This is a genomic window from Burkholderia seminalis, assembly GCF_001718535.1.
GTDB classification, from domain to species: Bacteria; Pseudomonadota; Gammaproteobacteria; order Burkholderiales; family Burkholderiaceae; genus Burkholderia; species Burkholderia seminalis.
On the sequence record NZ_CP013400.1, the window covers coordinates 1,839,614 to 1,861,801 of the forward strand.

Genomic DNA, 22,188 nt, shown 5'->3' on the forward strand with positions numbered 1-22,188 from the left:
CATGCCGACGAATACCGCCCCCGCGCCCGCCCCGCTCTGCGAGATCGACGGGCTGAAGATCGGCTTTCGCGGCCACGACGGCGTCGTCACCGACGCCGTGCGCGACCTGTCGCTGACGCTCGCCCCCGGCGAACGGCTCGGCATCGTCGGCGAATCGGGCTCCGGCAAGTCGCTGACGGGCCGCGCGCTGCTCGGCCTGCTGCCCGACGCCGCCCGCTGGTCGGCGCGCACGATGCGCTTCGCGGGCCACGACCTGCTCGCGATGTCGCCGCGCGAGCGCCGGCGGCTGTGCGGCAGCCAGATGGGCATGATCCTGCAGGACCCGAAGTATTCGCTGAACCCGGTGATGACAGTCGCGAAGCAGATGGGCGAAGCGTTTCGTCTGCACGAGCCCGGGCTGCGCGGCCGCGCGCTGCGCGAACGGATCGTCGACGCGCTCTCCGCCGTGCAGATCCGCGACCCGGCGCGCGTCGCCGATGCGTATCCGCATGAATTGTCGGGCGGCATGGGCCAGCGCGTGATGATCGCGATGATGGTGTCGACCGGCCCGCGCCTGCTGATCGCCGACGAACCGACGTCCGCGCTCGACGTCGCGGTGTCGATGCAGGTGCTCGCGGTGCTCGACGCGATGATCGCGCGCCACGGCACGGGCCTGATGTTCATCAGCCACGACCTGCCGCTCGTGATGTCGTTCTGCGACCGCGTCGCGGTGATGTATGCGGGCCGCGTGGTCGAGACCTGCGCCGCGCGCGACCTGCGCGACGCCTCGCATCCCTACACGCGCGGGCTGCTCGCGGCGACCCCGCCGCTCGCGAACCCGCCCGACGAACTGCCCGTGCTGCGCCGCGATCCGGCGTGGCTCGAGCCCGCCGGCCGACAGGAGGCAGCACGATGATCGACGTCGATCACGCATCGATCCGTTTCCCGACCCGCACGGGTCACGTCGACGCCGTGCGCGATGCGAGCTTCGCGGTGCGCGACGGCGAAGTGTTCGGGCTCGTCGGCGAATCGGGTTCCGGCAAGTCGACGCTGTTGCGTGCGCTGACGGGCCTGGTGCCGCTCGCGTCCGGCAGCCTGTCGATCGACGGACGGCCGGTCGGCGGCACGCCCGATCGCGCGTTCCGCCGCCACGTGCAGATGGTGTTCCAGGATCCGTACGCGTCGCTGCATCCGCGCTTCACGGTCGACCAGACGTTGCGCGAGCCGCTGTCGATCCATGCGATCGGCGACGCCGATGCGCGCATCGCCCGCGCGCTGTCCGAGGTCGGCCTCGGCCCCGCGTTCCGTTTTCGCTATCCGCACCAGTTGTCGGGCGGCCAGCGGCAGCGCGTCGCGATCGCGCGTGCGTTGATCGTCGAACCGCGCGTGCTGCTGCTCGACGAACCGACGTCCGCGCTCGACGTGTCGGTGCAGGCAGAAATCCTGAACCTGCTGCGCCGCCTGCATCGCGAACGCCAACTGACGATGATCCTCGTGAGCCACAACCTCGCGGTGATCGGCTTCCTGTGCCAGCGCGTCGCGGTCATGCAGCACGGCGAGATCGTCGAACAGCTCCGTGTCGAGGACGTGCGGGCAGGACAGGTCGCACGCGACTACACGCGCACGCTGCTGAACGCGACCGAAGGCTACCGCCGTCTCGACCCGGTGGTTGAAACACCGGCGAACTGACATCCGCGCGACGCGCCGGCGTGCGATACTCGGCACGCCACGCGCCGGCTGGCCGTTGCATGGAACCCTTGCGCGCCACGCGGGTCCATTTCCTTTCATCAACAGCTCAATCGCAATAGGGAGGCGTTCATGCTGCAATTCATCGAAACCCTGGTCGTCGGGCTCATCGTCGGCCTCCTCGCCCGCGCGCTCAAGCCCGGCGACGACAAGATGGGTATCCTGATGACCGTCGTGCTCGGCGTCGTCGGCTCGCTGGTCGCCGGCTACGTCGGCCGCGCCGCCGGCTGGTATGCGCCGGGCCAGGGCGCCGGCTGGATCGCGTCCATCATCGGCGCGATCGTGCTGCTCGTGGTCGTCGGCGCGATCCGCAAGCGCACAGGCTGAACACCGCGCTCGCGTCGTGTCAATGCAAAACGGCCGCTCGTCAGAGCGGCCGTTTTGCTTGTGGCGAGCCGGAGACCGGGTAACTACCGACTCGTTGGCTTCGCAACGATTCAACGGCACGCTCCCCCATCCGCCAATGGTCTTCCAGCGAGCGTACGCGACCGGCGAATCCCCGACTTGCGGGCGCGCAAATTTGAGATAAATTGATTGAAGGAATAACGCGCGGTTTGCTTATTCCCTTTATTTCCATTTTTCGATTCAAGAGGTCCGATGGTTTTGCCGTTTACGCATACAGCATCGCAGCGTTGACGGACTGCCACCCGAGCGGCCCCGCTGCGACGCGCTTCCTCTCTGGAGCCTGTCATGAAGCATCGCCTGTTCGCCGCCTCGTTCGTCCTGGCTGGCTCGCTTCTGGCCACGTCCTCGTCCTTTGCCGGCGGCACGTCCGGCATCATTCACTTCTCCGGCATGATCGTCGAGCCGCCCTGCTCGTTCGCGCTCGATACGGCCGATGTCGCCCACGCACACGTGCGCCCCGACTGCCCGCGTCCGGCAAGCGGACAAGTCGCGTTCGTCGACGCGGCCAGCCTGCGCACGATCAAGACCACGACCTTTACGCAGGCCTCGCGCGCAATCGTTTTACCTGAGCGTACGGGCAGCAATCATGCGCCGATGATCGCCGTCGTGACCTACCAGTAAAATCCGCCGTCGGGCGCCCGCCGCCGTGGCCGCCCGTCAGTCGCGATGACGCGCGATCCAGTCGCTGAACGCGCGGATCTTCTGCTGGCTGCCGATGGTTTCGGGATACACGAAGAAGTAGCGCGCGCCGGTTTCGAGCACGATGTCGAACGGCCGTTCGAGCCGGCGCGCGCTGACGTCGTCGTCGACGAGCGTCACGTCGCCGATCGCGACGCCGAAACCCTGCATCGCCGCGTTCGTCGCGAGATCGAGCGTGTCGAACGTCGGCCCGCGCGCGGGATCGACGCCGCGCTCGCCCGCATGGTCGAGCCACGCACGCCAGTCACGATGGTCGCGCGTCGGATGGAGCAGCGTATGGCGCGCGAGATCGCCGACCGTATCGAGCGGCGACGCCTGCCGCAATTCGGGCGCGCAGACGGGCGTCAGCCGTTCGTCGAACAGCGGCAGCGCGAATACGCCGGGGCCCGGCGACGTGCCGTAGACGACCGCCGCATCGAACGGCTCGGTCGAGAAATCGACGACGTGCTGCCACGCGGTCGTGATCTGCACATGGAGATCGGGGTGCTCGCCCTGGAAGCGCATGATGCGCGGCAGCATCCAGCGCATCACGCAGGTCGGCACCTTCAGCGCGAGATCGGTGCGCTGCCGCGTGAGCTTCATCGAGATGTCCTCGATCCGCGCAAAGCTCTCGTTGACGACCGGCAGCAGCTGCTCGCCCTCCGCCGTCAGCGTGAGCCCCTTCGCATGCCGCTTGAACAGCGGAAAGCCGTAGTGCGCCTCGAGCGTCTGGATCTGCCGGCTCACCGCGCCCTGCGTGATGCACAGCTGCTCGGCCGCGCGCGTGAAGCTGCGGTGGCGAGCCACCGTCGAGAAGATCTGCAACGCGTGCAGGGGCGGAAGTCGGCGCATGGCGAACGGGAAACGGAAATACGGCGCGAAAGGGCCGCGCGCCGACACCGGCGCGCACAGACCGACACGATAAGCCAAACGTGCGCGTTGCGCGAGACGCCGGACGGTCAGGCCGTCGCGGTCAACGCACCCGCCGCGATGCGCGCCGCCGACGCGACGACGTCCGCGCGGGCCGCCGCGTCGGCCCGCTGCTGCGTGAACGACACGGCCATCACGATCGGCGCGCGCGACGGCGGCCACAGCACCGCGACATCGGTCGTCGTGCCGTAGCCGCCCGTACCGGCCTTGTCCGCGACGCGCCAGCCCGGCGGCACGCCCGCCGCGATGCCGGTCGCGCCGCGCGCGCCACCGGCCATCCATTCCGTCAGCTGCGTACGCTGCGGCTCGTGCAGCGTATCGCCGAGCAGCAATCGCTGCAGCGTGTCGACCATCGCGACCGGCGTCGACGTGTCGCGTTCGTCGCCGGGCGCGGCCCGGTTCAGTTCGGGCTCCCAGTGGTCGAGGCGGAACGTCGTGTCGCCGCTCTCGCGCGCGAACGACGTGACGGCCTGCGGGCCGCCGAGCACGCCCATCAGCAGGTTCCCCGCCCCCTTGTCGCCGGCCTGCAGCATCGCCTCGCACAGCTGCGCGATCGTCATGCCCGTGTCGACGCGGCTTTCGGTAATCGGCGAGCCCGACACGACTTCATAACGACGATACAGGATGCGGCGCGGCAGCAGCGACGCATCGAGCGACCCGCGCGCGAGCATCGCGGCGGCCGCCATGACCGCGTAGGTGCCGCACAGCGGGAAGCGTTCGCGCGCGTGATGGGCGATGCGCACGCCATTCGACGTATCGAGCGCGGCGACGCCGAGCCGGCCGTTCGAGGCTTTTTCGAGCGCGGCCAGTTCGGCCTGCGCGGTATGGGCGCGCCCCTGGTCGGCGACCGGCGCGGACGTGCACGCGGCGACGAACGGTGCGGCAACGGCGGCAAGCAACAGCGAGCGGCGTGTCGGAGAATGTTCCATGAATGCGGTGTGTTCTGTCGGAAACGGTGGCACGAAGCAACGCGGGCGCGCTTCGACGAAGCGCGCCGGTTCATGCCGACGGCCGGCCCGCGACGGCATTCGCCGCGCATCCCCGAATGACGCCCGTCGGCCCCGCCATGCGCGGGACGCGCATGAACAGCCCCTAGCGTAGCAGCGAGCGCCGCCACGTTCCAGCAAAACGGCCCCGCGTCACCCTTGCGACGAAGGCAGGTACGGCATCGGATTCACCGGCTTGCCGTCGCGCCGCACCTCGAACAGCAGCGCGACGCGCGAGTTGTCGAGGTCGCCCATCTCGGCGATCGCGTCACCCTGGCGCACGATGTCGCCCGTCTTCACGAGCAGCTTGCGGTTGTGCGCATACGCGGTCAGGAAATCGGCGTTGTGCTGGACGATGATCAGGCTGCCGTAATCGTTCAGGCCGGTGCCCGCATACATCACACGGCCGTCGGCCGCGGCGCGCACCGGGTCGCCCGGTCGGCCGGCGATCTGGATGCCGCGGTTCTGCCCCGGCCGGAACCCGTCGACGATCTTGCCGTTGGCAGGCCACTTGAGCGCGACCCCGCCCGCATGCCGTTTCGTTTCCTTGACGACCTGCCGGTCGCTCGCGTTCGATGCGGTGGTCTGCGACGTTGCCTGACTCCCTGCGGCCCCGTTGCCCGCCGCGGTTTGCGTGCCGGCCGCGCCGGCCGGCGGCAACGGCTGCTGTTTGACGATGCGCAGTACCTGCCCCATGCGCAGCCTGCCGTGCGCGGCCAGTTTGTTCCAGGTGCGCAGGTCGGCAACGCTGCAGTCGTTCGCGGACGCGATGCCCGTCAGCGTGTCGCCGCGCTTCACGACGTACTTTTGCGCGACGAGAATCGGCGCCGGCGGCAGCGCGGCGGACGTGGCCGCCGACGGAGCGGAAGCCGGCTGGTTCGACGTGGGGCCCGCGAGCGTGTCGCTCGGCGGGACGGACTGCGTACTTGCACAACCGGCCATGACGAGCGCGGCTGCCAGGCCCGGCAGCCACGCCGCGTTGCGGTGAATCTCGCGCGTTTTCATGGACGATCCGACTCCGGTTTGACAATCTTTCAAGCATCTCAAAAACGGAACGGCCGACGTGTAACCGGATGCAAACAATGATGACAAACGATCACGAACCGGATGCCGGCCGGCATTCGATACCGGTAATACGGTCCGCTTCGGAAAAACTTGATGGTCTTTTTGCAGGAAAGCGGAAGAATTTTCGTTTCAAAAAACTATGAAGGATCAACCTCGATAGGTACTCGATTCAACGCAACCATCCGACGAATTCGGCACAGGCCCACGCGATGCCGATGCACAGGAACAACAGATGCAGCGCGATCTTGAACGACACGCCCCATGACGAATCGATCTGCATGACAGGCTCCCCGGTTGATGTGCAGCCATGATCGGCCATCGATCGCGCCCCGGAAATACGGAACCGTCGAAGCGGGCCTCAGGCTGCGCCTGAGACCGGCGCGGCGGTTCCTGCTAACTTATCGGCCATTCGACAACGTCCTCACGCCCCGCCCATCATGCGCTTCGACCTGACCGACCTGCGGCTCTTCCTGAACATCTGCGAAGCCGGCACGATCACGAGCGGCGCGGAGCGCACGCACATCACGCTGCAGGCCGCGAGCGAGCGCATCCGCGGCATGGAGGACGAGCTCGGCGTGCCGCTGCTGCACCGGACCAAGTCGGGCGCGCAGGCGACCGACGCGGGCCGCGCGCTCGAACACCATGCGCGCACCGTGCTGCAGCAGATCGACCACATGCGCGGCGAACTGCAGCAATACGGCCAGGGGCTGCGCGGCCATATCCGGCTGCTGTGCAACACGGCATCGTTGAGCGAATACCTGCCCGACGCGCTGGCCAATTACCTGCCGCATCACCCGAAGCTGTCGGTCAGCGTCGAGGAGCGCTCGAGCCAGGAGATCGTGCATGCGATCCGCAACAAGACGGCCGAGGTCGGCATCGTCGCCGATTCGGTCGGGCTCGGCGGGCTCGAACAGAAGCCGTTCCGCGAGGACTGGCTGATCGTCGTCGTGCCGGCCGCGCATCCGCTCGCGTCGCACGAGAAGGTCGCGTTCGACGCGATCGCCGGCGAGGATTTCATCGGCCTCACCGACGGCAGCGCGTTGCAGGTGCATCTCGCCGACCAGGCGCGCGCGCTCGGCAAGCGGATCCGTTATCGCGTGCAGTTGAAGAGCTTCGATGCGATCTGCCGCGTGATCGCGAGCGGCGTGGGCATCGGCATCGTGTCGCGTCATGCGGCCGAGCGCGCGATGCAGACGATGGACGTGCGACTCGTCGAATTGTCCGATCCGTGGAGTCACCGGAAACTAACGCTCTGCGCGCGCTCGTTCGACGCGCTGCCGAAGTACACGCGCGAATTCGTCGCATTCTTGTCCGGCGAGGCAGCGTCGCGGTGACGCATGCGGTCTCGTCGATACTCGGAGCCATGACCATGACCGACACCGATCTCGCCACCCGCTATCGCGCCTATATCGACTGCCTGAACCGGCAGGACTGGCAGGCGCTCGGCGAATACGTGGCCGACGACGTGATCCACAACGACCGCCCGCTCGGCCTCGCCGGTTACCGCGCGATGCTCGAACGGGACTACCGCGACATTCCCGATCTCCGCTTCGAGATCCGGCTGCTCGCGTGCGAGCCGCCGCGCGTCGCGTGCCGGCTGCGTTTCGCCTGTTCGCCGAAAGGAACGTTCATGGGGCTGGCCGTCGACGGCCGCAAGGTCACGTTCGCCGAGAACGTGTTCTACGAGTTTCATGACGGCAAGATCCGCCAGGTCTGGTCGGTGATCGACAAGGCCGCGATCGAGGCACAGCTTTAACCCCGTCGCGGCAGCCGCTGCCGGTCGGGATCGGCGATCCGATTTCCCGCCTGATGCACTTCGGCTCTTCTGGATAACGTTTTCTCTCATGACTGGCCAAGAGCGTGCCGTCGTTCAGCCCTGCCGTTTGCCACGCCACCGCCCGCACCCAGGATGAAACGCGCTCGCCCATCGGCAATATCTTGCGTGATTTTCGCGAAATTCTGATTCGCGCACCTGTCCGGTCATTCCCACCATCCGGGTTTTCACCGGCGCCTCCGACGTGAAAGTTCATTGACATCGCACCGCGCGATGCCTAAATTTGGAAAACGTTTTCCAATTCATCGGCGCGACGCCGGCCACGGTCCGCGCGGGGGAAACGCTTGCCCGCTCGAGTTGTGATTCAGGCCGTCCGCCTTCAGGGATCAGGGTTGCAAGGCGACGGTCAGGTACGGGCATCGAGCGCGGCAACGGCCACACCCGCCTGTCCTTCATCACTATTCAAAACTGGAGACACAATGCATCCGCGCAGCAGATTCGCGCTCGGCGCCGCGCTCAGCGCCCTTTCCGTCGTGTTCGTCAGCGCGTGCGGCGGCAACGACGTGACCGATACGCCGCCGTCATCGCCGCCCCCGTCCACGTCCACGCCCCCCGCGCTCGCGGCGAACTCGCTGCAGGCGCTCGTCTACGGCGCGCCCGACACCAGCGTGCCGGCCGGCACGAATGTGCCGGTCACGATGATGGGCCAGATGCGCGCGCTGTTCGACCTGATCCGGAAATCGCCCGACTTCACGCAGGTCGTGATGGATCTCGGCGACGGCACGCCCGTCCACGTGCTCGACACGAACACCGGCGACAAATTCCTGCCCGGCAAGCTCGCGCTCGGCCTGTCGTACATCCTGATCGACATGAAGTCGAAGAACGACCCGCAGTATGCGAGCTACCTCGCGACCTACCAGACGATCACGACCGCGATGATGGCGCAGTCGGGCGGCAACTACACGTACGCGAACACGTCGTGGGGCGAGTACTACTATCTCGTCGCGCTGAACAACCTGAAGGCGCACGGGATGCTCAACGAAGTCTTCAGCGACGCGATGCTCGCGACACTGCAGCAGCGCCTCACCTTCTGCGACATGTTCGGCCCCGATGCGAGCGGCAAGACCAACACGTGCCCGGCCGCCGGCACGCCGATCGACATCGCGTCGCTCAACACCGCGCAGAATTACTATGCGGTGTCCTACGGCATTGCCGGGCTGCGCCAGAAACTCGGCTGGAGCAGCCCGTCGTTCGCGTCGAAGACCGATCCGTCCGTCGCGGCGATGGGCGCGCGCGATGCGCTGCTGTACACGCTGACGAACCACATCCGCAACGATTCTTCCGGCGGCTTCTCCGATGAAGCGTCGAACACGCACACGACCTACTACGACCAGGCGCGCTTCGACCGCTACAGCACGCTGCTGATTGGCGAAGTGGTCGAGCGCACGTTCGAGATGGACAACGTGGCGAATCTCACGCCCGAACTGAAGGGCTATCTGCGCAAGTCGGTCGACCTGATCCTGCCGCAGCTGAACGCCAGCGGCCAGGGCTTCAACTACGGCCGCTCGATCGGCCCGTACGGCGATTCCGCGTTCATGGAAGTGCTGACGGCCGCCGCCAACGCCGGCGTGCTGACCGACCAGGAGAAGCGCGTCGCGTACACGTTCATCTACCAGGCCGCGCATCGTTTCGACACGTACTGGTATGACCCGTCGCTGCCGACACCGTCGGTGAACATGTGGGTCAAGGGCCGCGGCACTGACGCGTATCGCGGCAAGCCGCGCGTGATGGGCGAGAACTTCAGCCTGCTGCACCAGTACCTGTACGTGAACGCGTGGTGGAACAAGCTCGGTTTCGGCGGCAAGGCGCCGATGGCCGATGCGGACTACGGCGCATGGCTCGACGCGCTGCCGCGCTATACGCTGACCTGGTACAACCAGCCAACCGACGCCGCGCATCCGTACAGCGCCGCGCTGCTCACCGTGCGCGACGGCCGGCGCGTGATCAACCTGAACCTGAGCCAGGCGCCCGACTACAACTCGTACACGCCGTACTACCCGGTACCGTTCTCGGACAAGCTGATCTACGGCACGACCGACCTCGGCTACGCGCTGCTGGTGCCGCAGGTGACGTACAACGCGAAGACGTACATTCCCGTCACGTACTACAAGAACCTGAACGTGCAGCAAGCCAACGGCCAGGTGATCGTGTCGTTCGATACGACGAAGTTCCGCCTCGCATCGAAGAACGCCGCCTACACGACGGATCTCGACCTGCAGGTGCATACGGTGCTGACGTTCGCGCACGGCACGATCTCGCGCAGCGATACGCTCAGCTCGGGTACGCTCACGGGCAACCTCGCGGTCGAGACGGACTTCACGTCGTTCGCGGATTTCGCATCGACGCAGGCCAACGGCGATGGCGTGTCGGTGACGTACGCCAACAGCGCCGCGACCGGTTATGCGGCGTCGGGGTTCGACACCTGCGCGCTGTCCGCCTTCGACACGGCGAACGGCACGACGAACCCGCTGTCGACGACACCGATCGGCCAGCTGCACTCGAACTTCGCGTGCACGACGAAGCCGTTCGCACTCGGCGCGGGCACGACGCGCACGTTCGGGTGGTCGCTGAAGTACGCCGACCCGGCCTGAACCGTGTGATTCGCGCCACGTGAACGCGCCCGAAGCCGGCCGCTTGAGCCGGCTTCGGGCGCTTCAGCAAGGGGCAGCGCCCACGCGCGGCGCGTGGTACCCGTTCACAGCCACCCCGCAACGGCCATATACGCGCCGAGCGCGATCAGCCCGACGAAGAAGCAGCGCTTGAACGCCGTTTCGCTCATCACGCGTCGCGCATACTGCCCGCCGGCCATCCCCGCCAGGGCCGGCACGAGCGCGAGTGCCGACACGCCGAGGTCGACCGTCTGCAACGCACCCGATACGCGCAACTGCAGGCCGAGCGCGATCGTCGATGCGGTAAACGACAGCCCGAGCGCCTGGATCAGGTCGTCCTTCGACAACCGCAGCGCCTGCAGATACGGCACGGCCGGCACGACGAACACGCCGGTTGCCGCCGTCACGACGCCCGTCAGGTAACCGACCACGGCGGACAGCCATTTCTCGCGGCGTCCCGGCGCGGGCAGCCGCGCGGCGGCCAGCCCCCACACCCCGTACAGGATCAGCACGACACCGAGCGCCGCGTGCGTCCACGTGCTGCCGGCCGCGAGCGCGGGCAGCCCGCCCGTCAGCGTGCCGATCGTGAGGCCAGCGAGCAGCGGCCACAGCCGGCGCAGCAGCGGCCCGAACGACGGGCCGAGGCCCAACTGCCACACGTTGGTGATGAACGACGGCACGAGCAGCAGGCTCGCCGCGGCCGACGGCGGCATCGCGAGCGTCAGCAGCCCCATCGCGATCGTCGGCAGCCCGAGCCCGATCATGCCCTTGACCGCGCCGGCCAGCAGGAACACCAGCACGATGATTGTCAGCGTATGAATTTGCATGGAGGTGGTTCCATCCGGTCGAGTACGGCGCCGATGGTGCCGCTCCGCCACGCAGCCCGCCATCTGGTTTTGCCTGAGGCTGGCTAGGCCCCGCCGGACGGGCCGGCCCCTGGCTCACCCCCGTCCGTGCTCGCTGTCGAGGTGGGCCATCTGGGCGGCGGGATAACGCTCGCCGGCAGCCGACCCGGCGGGTACCGCCGCTTCGATGCGGTCGACATCATTGACCGTTAGTTGCATTCTTGTCGCCAGCAAACCGTCCTGCAGCTGCGTGCGCTTGCGCGCACCGACCAGCGGCACGATGTCGGTGCCGCGCGACAGCGCCCACGCGATCGCGACCTGCGCCGGATTGCTGCCCTTCTCGTCGGCGATCGCACGCAGCGCGTCGACGAGCGCGAGGTTGTGTACGAGGTTGTCGCCCTGGAAGCGCGGGCTCGCCGCGCGGAAGTCGCGCTCGCCCTGCCGTGCCGCGCTCCAGCGCCCGCCGAGCAGCCCGCGCGACAGCACGCCGTAGGCCGTCACGCCGATGCCGAGCGCGCGACAGGCCGGCAGGATGTCGGCTTCGATGCCGCGCGACAGCAGCGAATACTCGATCTGCAGGTCGGCAATCGGCGCGACGGCCGCCGCGCGGCGGATCGTGTCGACGCCGGCTTCGGACAGCCCGATATGGCGCACGTACCCGGCTTTCACGAGATCGGCGATCGCGCCGACCGTGTCCTCGATCGGCACGGCCGGATCGACGCGCGCGGGCCGGTAGATGTCGATGTAGTCGGTGCCGAGCCGCTTCAGCGAATACGCGACGAAGTTCCGGATCGCGACGGGCCGTGCGTCGTAGCCGGCAAACCCGCCGGCCGGATCGCGCAGCGCGCCGAATTTCACGCTGATCAGCACCTGGTCGCGCGCGCGGCCGCGCAACGCATCGCGGATCAGCATCTCGTTGTCGCCCATCCCGTAGAAATCGCCGGTGTCGAGCATCGTGATGCCGTTGTCGAGCGCCGCGTGCAGCGTGGCGATGCTCTCGTCGCGGTCGGCCGGCCCGTACAAGTCCGACATACCCATGCAGCCGAGCGCGATCGCCGATACCTGCGGGCCCGTGCGGCCCAGTTGACGCGTGTCCATGTCCGTTTCCTCCGAAGGGTGAGTGGATGGAACGGATTCTGGGCGCACGACGCCGCGCGATAAACGCGAAACGCGCCACCAAACCATTCGACGCTGATTAACAATGGAGCCTGTTCTCCTCCCCGCCCAGACTTCCGCCCGCATGGACCATCTGCAAGCAATGCGCATCTTCGCGCGCGTCGCCCATCTCGGCAGCTTCACGAAAGCGGCCGAGCAGTTGCACCTGCCGCGCCCGACCGTCAGCAACGCCGTCCAGTATCTCGAAAAGCACCTGAAGATCCGCCTGCTGCAACGCACGACGCGGCGCGTCGCGCTGACGGCCGAAGGCGCGACCTACTACGAACGCTGCGTGCAGCTGCTCGCCGATCTCGACGATGCGGAAACGCTGTTCGAGGACGCCGGCGCGTCGCCGCGCGGCGTGATCCGCGTCGACCTGCCCGAACGCTTCGCGCTGAACCAGGTGATTCCGGCGCTGCCGGATTTCCACGCGCGCTACCCCGACCTGCGCGTCGTGATCGGCACGACCGACCGTTTCGTCGATCTCGTCGCCGACGGCATCGACTGCGCGGTACGCGTCGGTGTGCTGTCCGACACGTCGCTCGTCGCGCGGCGCATCGGCGAGCTGGCGCAGATCAACTGCGCGTCGCCCGCGTATCTGGCGCGCCACGGCACGCCGCGCTCGCCGGACGAGCTGCCGGACCACGTCGCGGTCGGCTATTTCTCGAGCCGGACGGGCCGCGAGCTGGACTGGGAATACGCGGACATGGATTCGGGCGAGATGCACGCGGTGAAGATGCACAGCGTCGTGTCGGTCAACAGTTCGCAGGCGTATCTCGCCTGCTGCCTCGCGGGCCTCGGGCTGATCCAGGCGCCGCGCGAGGGGCTCGCGCCGCTGCTCGCCGACGGCTCGCTGGTCGAAGTGCTGCCGGAATGGCGTGCCGGGCCGCTGCCCGTGTCGGTGGTGTTCCCGTACGGCCGGCACCTGGCGCCGCGCGTGCGGATCTTCGTGGACTGGCTTGCCGACACGCTCGGCGGCACCCACCTGGCGGACTGACGCGGGCCGACGCCGGGGCGCCGGCCCCGCCCGCCGATCAGAACTTGTGGCGAATCGCGGCGCGCACCGCGAACTGGTTCGACGACGCCGACGGGCCGTCGGTCCCGACGACGTAGCCGCCATCGGCCGCCGTGCCGGTCTTGTCGCCGGCCACCTTCTGCCACGCGCCCTGCAGGTACACGTCGGTCCGCTTCGACAGGCTGTAGTCGGCCATCAGGCCGACCGTGTGGTACTTCGGCTTGAACGAGCCGGCGGCCGCATCGAACTTCCCGTCGGTGTACACGTACTGCGCACCGAGATAGAAATCGGGCGTGAGCTGGTACTTGCCGTTGATCTCGATGTTCTGGAACTTGGTCGCGGTCAGCCCGAGGCCGGCGAACGTCGAGGCCGGCAGGTAGACGGTCGACACCGGGTTCTTCACGTCCGTCTTCGTGTAGACGACGCCGACCGTCGCCGGGCCGAACGTGTAGTTCACGCCGCCGCCGAAGATGCGCAGGCGGTCGGCGACGAAGTTCGCGTCGTCGGCCGCGATCGCGCCCGCATTGCCGATGCCCGGATTGTTCGCCTGCAGATAGGCGGCCGCGACCTGCAGCCCGGCCAGCGAATACTGCGCGCCGATGCTGTACTGGCGGTTGTTCGAGAAGCCCGTGCTGTTGCTGAAGCTGTACGTGCCGCCCAACGTCAGTCCGTTCCAGTCGGGACTCGCGTACTTGACCGTGTTGTTGACGCGGAACGAGTTGTCCGTGTTGTCGTTGTCGAACGGGTGCGAGAACAGCGTGCCGCCCCAGTTGCCGTTCGCGGTCAGCGGCGCGAGATAGTCGACGACGGCGTCGTACTGGCGGCCGAAGGTAAGCGTGCCGAAGCGCGACTGGCTCAGCCCGACGAACGCCTGGCGGCCGAACATGCGGCCGCCCTGGCCGAGCCGGCCGTTGTTGACGTCAAAACCGTTTTCCAGCGTGAAGATCGCCTTCAGCCCGCCGCCGAGATCCTCGCTGCCCTTCAGCCCCCAGCGGCTGCCCTGCGCGTAGCCGCTCGCGAGCTGGTAATTCGTCTTTCCGACCCCATTGACGTTGACGTTGTTCGTGTAATTGATGCCTTCATCGATCAGGCCGTACAGCGTCACGCTGTTCTGGGCAAAGGCCGGCGAGGCGAATGCAGCGAGCGCGGCGGCAAAAATGGCGTGCTTCTTCATGACGTATCTCCGGAGCCGGGGGCCGGGCGGGCCGAGCGCCCGGCGAATGTTTGGTCTGTTGTATGTGTGGCCCGCAGGGCGGACGACGCGGTGTGCGGCCGCGTGAGGATAAAATGGTGTCACGTCGGAAACCGTCCGTCCATCGGGGGGGCGTCGCCGTGCGCAAAGCGTTGCGCTCGTCCAACTGCCCGGTTGCGCCGACCGCCTGACCGGGCTTATCGGCAGCGGCAGGCGGGCCCGCCATCCGCGTAAACCCGGTGGGTGTCGCATCGGTGGCACAATGCGCATCCGTTCGCCATTTCTTCACGAAGTCATGCTTCACCCCGACTCATGCGCGGCCCGTGCCGGCCGCGCCCGCGGCGCGCGCCGGGCGGCGGTCCGATGACCGCGCCTGCCCGGGCCGGCCGCTACGCCGAACTCGATTTCTTCCGCGGCCTCGTGCTGCTCGTCATCGTCGTCGACCATATCGGCGGCAGCATCCTGTCGCGCGTGACGCTGCATGCATACGCGCTGTGCGACGCGGCCGAGGTGTTCGTGTTTCTCGGCGGCTTCGCGACCGCCATTGCCTACAACTCGCTCGCCGAACGGCACGACGAGGCCGCCGCGCGCCAGCGCTTCATCCGGCGCGCGTTCGAGATCTATCGCGCGTTCCTCGTGACGGCCGGGCTGATGCTGCTGATCACCGCCGCGCTGAACGCGTTCGCGATCGACGGCCCGAACATGCCGACCAACGACCTCGACGGCCTGCTGCACAAGCCGCTCGCCGCGCTGCGCGACATCCTGCTGTTCCGCCGCCAGCCGTACCTCGCGTCGGTGCTGCCGATGTATGCGTTCTTCGCGCTGCTCGTCCCGCTCACGCTGCCGCTGGCGCGCACGCAGCCGTGGCTGCTGCTCGCGTTCAGCGGGTCGCTCTGGTACGCGGCGCCGCACGTCGCGCGCTTCTTGCCGACCGTCGAAGGCGTGCCGTGGGACTTCAACCCGTTCGCGTGGCAGTTCCTGTTCGTGCTCGGCGTGATCGCGCGCTGCCAGCCCGTCTACCAGACACTCGCTCCCCGCCCGCAGGGCTGGCTGCTGACGGCCGGCTCGCTCGCGATCGTCGCGGCCGGCGCGTACTACCGGCTGCGCATCGAGCCGTTCCCGACCGATCCGTCGATCAAGCAGAACCTCGGCGCGCTGCGGCTCGTGAACTTTCTCGCGATCGCATGGCTCGCCGCGAAGCTCGTGCACCTCGGCTGGATGAAGAAGGTCGCGCACGCGATGCCGTGGATCGGCACGATCGGCCGGCAGGGGCTGCTGTGCTTCGTCGCGGGCACCGGCATCTCGCTCGCCGTCGATTCGCTGCTCTACCAGGCGACCGAAGGTTATCTGAACGTGCCGCTCGGCCTGGCCGCCGACGCCGTCGCGATGGGCCTGCTGTATCTCGTCGCCAAACTCTACGGGCCGCTCGTCGCGCGGCTGCCGTTCCGTTCGCGGCGATGACGCGCCGCGCCGTCACGCGCCGCTGCTACGATAGCCGGCGCCTCTCCTGAAACGCTTCGCCATGCGCCGACTCGCCCTTCCGTTCGCCATCGCCCTGATCGCCGGCTCCATCGCCACCGCCGGCGCCACGCCGGCCGCGCCGCCGGTCTCGCCCGTGCCGCCGCCCCCGGCCGTCCAGACCGCCACGACACCGTCGAGCGCCCAGGAACCGCCGGTCAACCCGGGCAGCAGCGTCGTGCTGCGCACGTTCCGGTCGGCGTCGCTGAAGCGCGACTGGTCATACACCGTCTACCTGCCGCCCGGCTACAACCCGGAAGGCGCGCGCTACCCGGTGATGTACCTGCTGCACGGCAATGCCGGCAACGCGAACGACTGGGTCACGCAAGGCCGCCTGCAGGCCACCGCCGACACGCTGATCGAGCGCCGCGAGATTCCGCCCGTCGTGATCGTGATGCCGCAGGGCGGCACCGACTGGTACGTCGACCGCAAGGAGAAGATGCAGAGCGCGTTCCTCAACGACCTGCTGCCGGAGGTCGAGGCGCACTTCGCGGTGTCGAACCAGCGTGCGGGCCGCGCGATCGGCGGCGTGTCGATGGGCGGCTTCGGCGCGCTGCGCTTCTCGCTGCTCGAGCCGGGCCTGTTCTGCGGCGCGATGCTGCTGAGCCCCGCGATCTATGCGAACGAGCCGCCGCTCAATTCCGCCGCGCGCTACGTCGGCGTGTTCGGCGACCGGCAGTTCGATTCACGCGTGTGGCACGAGCTGAACTACCCGGCGCTGCTGCGCGGCTATTTCGCGCGCAGCTGGCGCGTGCCGATGTTCATCGCGGCCGGCGACGACGACCTGACGATCCAGGCGGAATCGAGCGTGCTGTACACGCACCTGCGCCGCGCGCAGAATCCGGCCGAGCTGCGCATCGTCGACGGCGGGCACACGTGGGACGTGTGGCGCGGGGTGCTCGGGCAGGGGTTGAAGTACGCGCTGGAGTGCGTGAAGTGACGACCGGCCGATAACCGGCGAACGCAACACCTGTCGCGTCCGCCATCGGGCTCAAAGCCAGGTACCGCCCTGCCGCTCGCTCGGCTCATCGTCGAGCGCGTCGAAGTCGTGAATCCAGTCGAGGTGCTGCAGCACGCGATCGCGGTCGGCCAGACGCGCGTTGCGCGCCTGCGCGGCCGGCCCGTCGGGCAGGTGCAGCACGTCGGCCGCGGAGATCGATGCGTATTGCACCTTGCGCGTGCGGCCGCGACGCAACCGCTCGTAGGCTTCCTGCGCCTCGCGCCACTTCCCGGGCCCGGCCTTCGCGAGCTGTGCCGCCAGCACCACCGCATCCTCGATCGACTGGTTCGCGCCCTGCCCGTGGTGCGGCACCAGCGCATGCGCGGCATCGCCGATCAGCGTCACGCGCCCGCGGCTCCAGCGGCCGAGCGGCGGACGGTGGAACAGCCCCCAGCGCTGGCTGATCGGTACCGCGGTGATCATCTGCACCACGGCCGGGTGCCAGTCGCCGAACACGCGCAGTTGCTCTCCCTCCTGGGCCGGCATGACCCAGTCGCGCGACGGCCACGGCGACGGATGCCGCTCGACCAGCAGGAAGTTCTGGTCGCCGTTGTCGCCGATCGGATAGTGCAGCAGATGCCCGTGCGGACCGACCCAGAACTGGATCGTGTCGGGATCGGGCAGCAGGTCCATGCGTGCGGCCGGCACCACGCCGCGAAAACCCGAGCAGCCCGAATACAGCGCGTCGTCGTAGCCGAGCATCCAGCGCCGCGTGATCGAACGCGCGCCGTCCGCGCCGATCACGAGATCGGCGTCGACGCGCGTGCCGTTGTCGAACGACAGCGTCACGCGATCGGGCTGCTGCGCGAGATCGACCAGACGATGGCCGAGATGGATGCAGTCGGGACCGACCGCGTTCGACAGCATCGCCTGCAGATCCGCGCGATGCACGCCCCAGTACGCGCCGCCGAATTGCCGGCGGTAGTCGGGCTCGCCGCGATGATGGCCGATCACCGCGCCGCTGCGCCCGTCGCGATACACGAGCCCCGGGATGTCCGCGCACACCGCATCGAAGGCCGCGCGCAAGCCCATGCGTTCGTAGAAGCGCGTCGCATTGGCCGACAGCGCGACGGCCGCGCCGACTTCGCGCAATTCATGGGTCTGCTCGTAGAGCTGCGCGTCGATGCCGTGCTCGCGCAATGCGAGCGCGAGCGTCAGGCCGCCGATGCCGGCGCCGACGATCGCAATCTTCAGATTCGTCTGCATGATGAAGGTGTCTCCGATATTTCCGTGTGGGGCTCGCGCCTTGCGCAGCGGCCATGTCGAGTGCATGGGCCGTATCGGTATTTTCAGGAGTGGACTTTCATCCCGCAATAAAATGAAATGAATCTGCTTCATCACGGAATGCAATGAACCGGGCACCGCGAAACCCATGGAACTGAGCGAGATCGACCTCAACCTGCTGCTGCTTTTCCAGCGGCTGATGCAGGAGCGGCGCGTGTCGAGCGTCGCCGAACAGATGAACATGAGCCAGCCGGGCGTCAGCAACGCGCTCGCGAAGCTGCGCCGCCGGCTCGGCGATCCGTTGTTCGTGCGCGGGCCGGGCGGCGTCGTGCCGACGCCGTTCGCGCTGCGCCTGGCCGAACCCGTGTCGCATGCGCTGGCGACGCTGCACGCCGCGCTGAATCCCGAGACCGGTTTCGATCCGCTGCGCGCCACGCGCACGCTGACGATCGGCATGACCGATATCGGCGAAGTCGTGTTCCTGCCCGCGCTGCTCGAACACCTCGCGCGCGCGGCGCCGGGCATCGCGCTCAATACCGTGCGCAACACGAGCGTCAACCTCGGCGACGAAATGGCCGACGGCCGCGTCGATCTCGCGATCGGCCTGCTCCCGCAGCTCAAGGGCGGGTTCTATCAGCGCCGGTTGTTCGATCAGCGCTACGTGTGCCTGTTCAGGCGCGGCCATCCGCTCGAGGAAGCGGCGCTGACGGTCGACGCATGGCGCGACGCCGAACATCTGGTCGTGGTGTCGGCCGGCACCGGTCACGGGCAGGTAGACGAATGGCTGCAGCGGCGCCGCGTGAAGCGCCGGGTAAGGCTGACGGTGCCGCATTTCATGAGCGTGGGCTACATCCTGCAGCGCACCGACCTGATCGCGACGGTGCCCGAGCATCTCGCGCAGCAGCTCGCCGCGCCGTTCTCGCTCGGCTGGCGTGCGCTGCCCGTCGCGCTGCCCGGCACGCCGATCCATATGTTGTGGCACACGCGCGTCAATCAGGATGAAGGCAACCGCTGGCTGCGCGACGTCGTGGTCGACCTGTTCGCGGAGACGGGCGCACGAGCACGGAAGGCCGCGACTGGCCGGAAGAAATGATCGCCTTCGCCGCGTGGTCGGACACGAGTGCCGATATCGCTCGAATCCGTGCGCCGCGCATTTCGACTACATTGCCGAAGGGCTGACGACATCGAACCTCGGCCGCCTCGTTCCTCACTCAACCCGCAGGAAATCAAGCCATGTCTGTCTCGAAGAAATTCGCCGCCGTTACGGGCGCCGGCTCCGGCATCGGTCGGGCAGCAGCAATCGCGCTCGCGCAGGCCGGCTTCACCGTCGCGCTGCTCGGGCGCACGGAGGCCTCGTTGCGAGAAACGCAGGACACCATCCGCGCCGCCGGCGGCGACGCGCACGCGTTTCCCGCCGACGTCACCGACGAGGCGTCGGTCGACCGCGCGTTCGCGCAGATCGCGCAGCAATTCGGCCGGCTCGACGTCCTGTTCAACAATGCCGGACGCAACGCCCCGGTCGTGTCGCTCGACGAATACGACCTCGACGTATGGAACAGCGTCGTCGCGACGAACCTGACCGGCGTCTTTCTGTGCGCACGGGCCGCGTGGCGCGTGATGAAAGCGCAGACGCCGCAAGGCGGCCGGATCATCAACAACGGCTCGATCTCGGCGCACGCGCCGCGCCCCGATACGATCGCGTACACGGCCACCAAGCATGCGGTGACCGGGATCACGAAATCGCTGGCGCTGGACGGCCGCCGGTACAACATCGCATGCGGCCAGATCGACATCGGCAACGCGGCGACCTCGCTCACGGAACGGATGACGCAAGGCGTCCCGCAAGCGGACGGCAGCCTCGCGCCCGAGGCGCGGATGGACGTCGCGCATGTCGCGAACGCAGTCGTCCAGATGGCGAACCTGCCACTCGACACGAACATCCTGAACATGACGATCATGGCGACCGCGATGCCGTTCGTGGGGCGCGGATAGCGCGCGCTGCGGGCGAAGGCGCGTTGCGCGCGCCGCACCGGCCGATTCTTCGGAACCCGATCACCGGGTCGCCGTGCAGTATCGCTCCAGGCGCTTCGCGACTTCGTCGATCACCTTGACGGGGGCGACTTCCAGCTGCAAATCATGCGTTGTCAGCACCCTCGCGAACAGATGGAATGCGTCGCCGTCGAAATGGAAATGCCCTTGGCAACCCGAGGAAAACGCGTGGTTCGCGATCTTTTCCAGGTCCTTGTACGAAGCGTCCTCGACATCCCCGTAGCCGTATTCGCACAGGATGCCCGTGGCGATCACGGTCCTCATCAGGACCTGAAGCGCGACAAGCGACCCCACCCCGGCATGCAGCGCTTCGAGCTGAAGGTGATACTCCAGCGACAAGGCATCGCGTATCGGCCTCGGCAAGGGCAGCAGTTCCGTTTTCGCCTCGCGTTGCGTGCGGCTGGACTGACTGAGACGATGAGCCCATTTATTCACGTTCCATTCCACCGGCAATGCGCCGCCTCGACGGCCATGACTATGCGGTGCCTCCGACGGTCATTTCATCCACCCTCACGGTCGGTTGGCCCACGCCCACCGGGATCGACTGCCCCGCCTTGCTGCACGTCGCCCTGCCGGGATCGCAGGCGAGATCGTTGCCGACCAGGCTGATGTTCCGGATGGTATCGGGGCCGTGGCCCGTGATCGTCGCGCCCTTGACCGGCGCGGTGATCCTGCCGTTTTCGATCAGGTAGGCCTCGGATGCCTCGAAGACGAACTGACCGCTCGTGATGTCGACCTGCCCGCCCTCGAGACCCGACACGTAGATACCGTTGCGTACCGACTCGATGATTTCCTGCGGCTCGTGGTCCCCGTTCAGCATGAACGTGTTCGTCATGCGCGGCATGGGCGGCGACGCGTAACCCTCGCGGCGGCCGTTTCCGGTCGGCTCCATTCCCATCAACCTCGCGCTCAGCGCATCCTGCATGTACGCGCGCAGCACGCCGTTCTCGATCAAGGTCGTGCGCCGCGTCGCGCACCCTTCGTCGTCGATATTCAAGGAACCGCGGCCCCCCTGGAGCGTTCCGTCGTCGACGATGGTCACGTTCCCGGACGCCACCTTTTCGCCGAGGCGTCCCGCGAAGGCGGACGTCCCGCGGCGCACGCCGTCGGCTTCCAGTCCATGGCCGACCGCTTCGTGCAGCAAGACGCCATTCCAGCCCGGGCCGACCACCACCGTCATTTTTCCGGCCGGCGCCGGCCGCGCCTGCAGCTTCGTGAGGGCGGCCGTCACACGCTCCCGCACGAAGGTACGAAGTTCGTCGTCATCCCACGTCCGGATGCCATAGCGCCCGCCGATCCCTCCGCTCGCGCTCTCCACGCGCGCGCCGGACCTGACGCGCACGTTGATCCACAAGGCCAGTTGCGGACGCACGTCGCCGCCACTCAGGCCGTCGCATCGCGCGATCCAGATCGTTTCATGCACGGCGCTCAGCACGGCATGCACTTCGATCACGCGCGGGTCGGCGGCCCGGGCGATCTCGTCGAGCGTCTTCAGCAGCGCGATCTTGTCCGCTCCCTCCATCGTCCGCAACGGATGAGCCGGGTCGTAGAACGATCGTGCCGTTGCAACCGGCCTGCGCTGCATCGCTGCCGAGCCGTCACGCGACATGCCACTTCCGGTTTCGCTAAGTCGCGACGCAACATGCCGGAGCGCCATCGCGTCGATGCGTTGCGAACTCGCCAGCGTCGCCTGCTCTCCCTTCAACACGCGCAGTCCGAAGCCGCTATCGCAACGATACGAACTCGCGCGCACGGCCCCGCCTTCCAGCGACCAGGATTCCGCGGTCGTTTCCTTGAGGAAGACATCCGCAAAGTCCCATCGCTGGCCGAGGGCGATGCCCATCGCGGAAAAAAGCGCCGTTTCGTCGATGCCATGCCGGTCCAGCAGCGCGTGCCGCGCCAGCGTGCGGATCTCCTCGCGGGCAGGCCGCAATACCTGCCACTGCTTCATGTCACTC

Annotated in this window: 21 protein-coding genes; 12 read left to right on the plus strand and 9 right to left on the minus strand. The window is 67.7% G+C overall.

Going from position 1 to position 22,188, the window contains the following annotated elements; genetic code table 11:
• The first annotated feature begins 1 nt into the window (after window position 1).
• From WJ12_RS28870 to WJ12_RS28885, 4 genes are all read left to right on the plus strand, one after another.
• The gene (locus WJ12_RS28870) at window positions 2-895 is read left to right on the plus strand and encodes an ABC transporter ATP-binding protein (RefSeq protein WP_059556662.1); all 894 of its coding nucleotides are present in this window, start codon (window positions 2-4) and stop codon (window positions 893-895) included.
• On the plus strand, window positions 892-1,668 hold the full coding sequence (locus tag WJ12_RS28875) for an ABC transporter ATP-binding protein (RefSeq protein ID WP_059556663.1): 777 nt from the start codon (window positions 892-894) through the stop codon (window positions 1,666-1,668). The genes WJ12_RS28870 and WJ12_RS28875 overlap by 4 nt, the downstream gene beginning before the upstream one ends.
• Before the next feature lie 129 nt (window positions 1,669-1,797).
• Window positions 1,798-2,052: a GlsB/YeaQ/YmgE family stress response membrane protein gene (locus WJ12_RS28880; RefSeq protein WP_059556664.1), complete on the plus strand. Its 255-nt coding sequence runs from the start codon at window positions 1,798-1,800 to the stop codon at window positions 2,050-2,052.
• A 363-nt stretch (window positions 2,053-2,415) separates the two neighbouring features.
• Window positions 2,416-2,751 carry a type 1 fimbrial protein gene (locus tag WJ12_RS28885; RefSeq protein WP_034187940.1) on the plus strand — a complete coding sequence of 112 codons (336 nt, stop codon included), beginning with the start codon at window positions 2,416-2,418 and terminating at the stop codon, window positions 2,749-2,751.
• 36 nt (window positions 2,752-2,787) lie between these two features.
• Here WJ12_RS28885 and WJ12_RS28890 read toward each other — a convergent pair whose 3' ends face one another.
• From WJ12_RS28890 to WJ12_RS28900, 3 genes are all read right to left on the minus strand, one after another.
• Entirely contained in the window at window positions 2,788-3,660 is an 873-nt protein-coding gene (locus WJ12_RS28890; RefSeq protein ID WP_034187999.1) for a LysR substrate-binding domain-containing protein, read from the minus strand.
• Between the two features lie 107 nt (window positions 3,661-3,767).
• On the minus strand, window positions 3,768-4,667 hold the full coding sequence (gene bla / locus WJ12_RS28895) for a class A beta-lactamase (RefSeq protein WP_059556717.1): 900 nt from the start codon (window positions 4,665-4,667) through the stop codon (window positions 3,768-3,770).
• Window positions 4,668-4,877: 210 nt separating this feature from the next.
• Entirely contained in the window at window positions 4,878-5,729 is an 852-nt protein-coding gene (locus WJ12_RS28900; protein WP_059556665.1) for a peptidoglycan DD-metalloendopeptidase family protein, read from the minus strand.
• Between the two features lie 497 nt (window positions 5,730-6,226).
• Between WJ12_RS28900 and WJ12_RS28905 the strand changes: the two genes are divergently transcribed.
• The 3 genes from WJ12_RS28905 (at window position 6,227) to WJ12_RS28915 (ending at window position 10,214) form a co-directional block, all read left to right on the plus strand.
• Window positions 6,227-7,123, plus strand: a complete 897-nt coding sequence (locus WJ12_RS28905; RefSeq protein ID WP_059556666.1) for a LysR substrate-binding domain-containing protein — start codon at window positions 6,227-6,229, stop codon at window positions 7,121-7,123.
• A 35-nt stretch (window positions 7,124-7,158) separates the two neighbouring features.
• Window positions 7,159-7,545, plus strand: a complete 387-nt coding sequence (locus WJ12_RS28910; RefSeq protein ID WP_059556718.1) for an ester cyclase — start codon at window positions 7,159-7,161, stop codon at window positions 7,543-7,545.
• 497 nt (window positions 7,546-8,042) lie between these two features.
• A complete protein-coding gene (locus tag WJ12_RS28915; protein ID WP_059556667.1) occupies window positions 8,043-10,214 on the plus strand; it encodes a hypothetical protein in 2,172 nt (723 codons plus the stop codon).
• 104 nt (window positions 10,215-10,318) lie between these two features.
• Here WJ12_RS28915 and WJ12_RS28920 read toward each other — a convergent pair whose 3' ends face one another.
• Complete coding sequence (locus WJ12_RS28920) at window positions 10,319-11,059, minus strand: sulfite exporter TauE/SafE family protein (protein ID WP_034187945.1); 741 nt, start codon at window positions 11,057-11,059, stop codon at window positions 10,319-10,321.
• Between the two features lie 114 nt (window positions 11,060-11,173).
• Entirely contained in the window at window positions 11,174-12,175 is a 1,002-nt protein-coding gene (locus WJ12_RS28925) for an aldo/keto reductase (RefSeq protein ID WP_059556668.1), read from the minus strand.
• 142 nt (window positions 12,176-12,317) lie between these two features.
• On the opposite strand from WJ12_RS28925, the gene WJ12_RS28930 reads away from it, so the two are divergent.
• Window positions 12,318-13,229 (plus strand): LysR family transcriptional regulator, encoded by a 912-nt coding sequence (locus WJ12_RS28930; RefSeq protein WP_034187947.1) that lies wholly within the window; start codon window positions 12,318-12,320, stop codon window positions 13,227-13,229.
• Window positions 13,230-13,266: 37 nt separating this feature from the next.
• Here WJ12_RS28930 and WJ12_RS28935 read toward each other — a convergent pair whose 3' ends face one another.
• On the minus strand, window positions 13,267-14,421 hold the full coding sequence (locus WJ12_RS28935; protein WP_059556669.1) for a porin: 1,155 nt from the start codon (window positions 14,419-14,421) through the stop codon (window positions 13,267-13,269).
• 381 nt (window positions 14,422-14,802) lie between these two features.
• Between WJ12_RS28935 and WJ12_RS28940 the strand changes: the two genes are divergently transcribed.
• A complete protein-coding gene (locus tag WJ12_RS28940) occupies window positions 14,803-15,900 on the plus strand; it encodes an OpgC domain-containing protein (protein ID WP_034188001.1) in 1,098 nt (365 codons plus the stop codon).
• A gap of 61 nt (window positions 15,901-15,961) precedes the next feature.
• Entirely contained in the window at window positions 15,962-16,897 is a 936-nt protein-coding gene (locus WJ12_RS28945) for an alpha/beta hydrolase (RefSeq protein ID WP_059556670.1), read from the plus strand.
• Window positions 16,898-16,948: 51 nt separating this feature from the next.
• Here WJ12_RS28945 and WJ12_RS28950 read toward each other — a convergent pair whose 3' ends face one another.
• Window positions 16,949-18,163 (minus strand): FAD-dependent monooxygenase, encoded by a 1,215-nt coding sequence (locus WJ12_RS28950; protein WP_059556671.1) that lies wholly within the window; start codon window positions 18,161-18,163, stop codon window positions 16,949-16,951.
• A gap of 166 nt (window positions 18,164-18,329) precedes the next feature.
• On the opposite strand from WJ12_RS28950, the gene WJ12_RS28955 reads away from it, so the two are divergent.
• Both WJ12_RS28955 and WJ12_RS28960 read left to right on the plus strand, forming a co-directional pair.
• Window positions 18,330-19,274, plus strand: coding sequence for a LysR family transcriptional regulator (locus tag WJ12_RS28955; protein ID WP_034187951.1), 945 nt, complete (start codon window positions 18,330-18,332; stop codon window positions 19,272-19,274).
• A 140-nt stretch (window positions 19,275-19,414) separates the two neighbouring features.
• Window positions 19,415-20,173, plus strand: coding sequence for an SDR family oxidoreductase (locus tag WJ12_RS28960; RefSeq protein WP_047903003.1), 759 nt, complete (start codon window positions 19,415-19,417; stop codon window positions 20,171-20,173).
• A 60-nt stretch (window positions 20,174-20,233) separates the two neighbouring features.
• Here WJ12_RS28960 and WJ12_RS28965 read toward each other — a convergent pair whose 3' ends face one another.
• Entirely contained in the window at window positions 20,234-20,665 is a 432-nt protein-coding gene (locus WJ12_RS28965) for a Fis family transcriptional regulator (RefSeq protein ID WP_226104001.1), read from the minus strand.
• Between the two features lie 40 nt (window positions 20,666-20,705).
• On the minus strand, window positions 20,706-22,181 hold the full coding sequence (gene tldD / locus WJ12_RS28970; RefSeq protein ID WP_059556719.1) for a metalloprotease TldD: 1,476 nt from the start codon (window positions 22,179-22,181) through the stop codon (window positions 20,706-20,708).
• Between the last annotated feature and the right edge of the window lie 7 nt (window positions 22,182-22,188).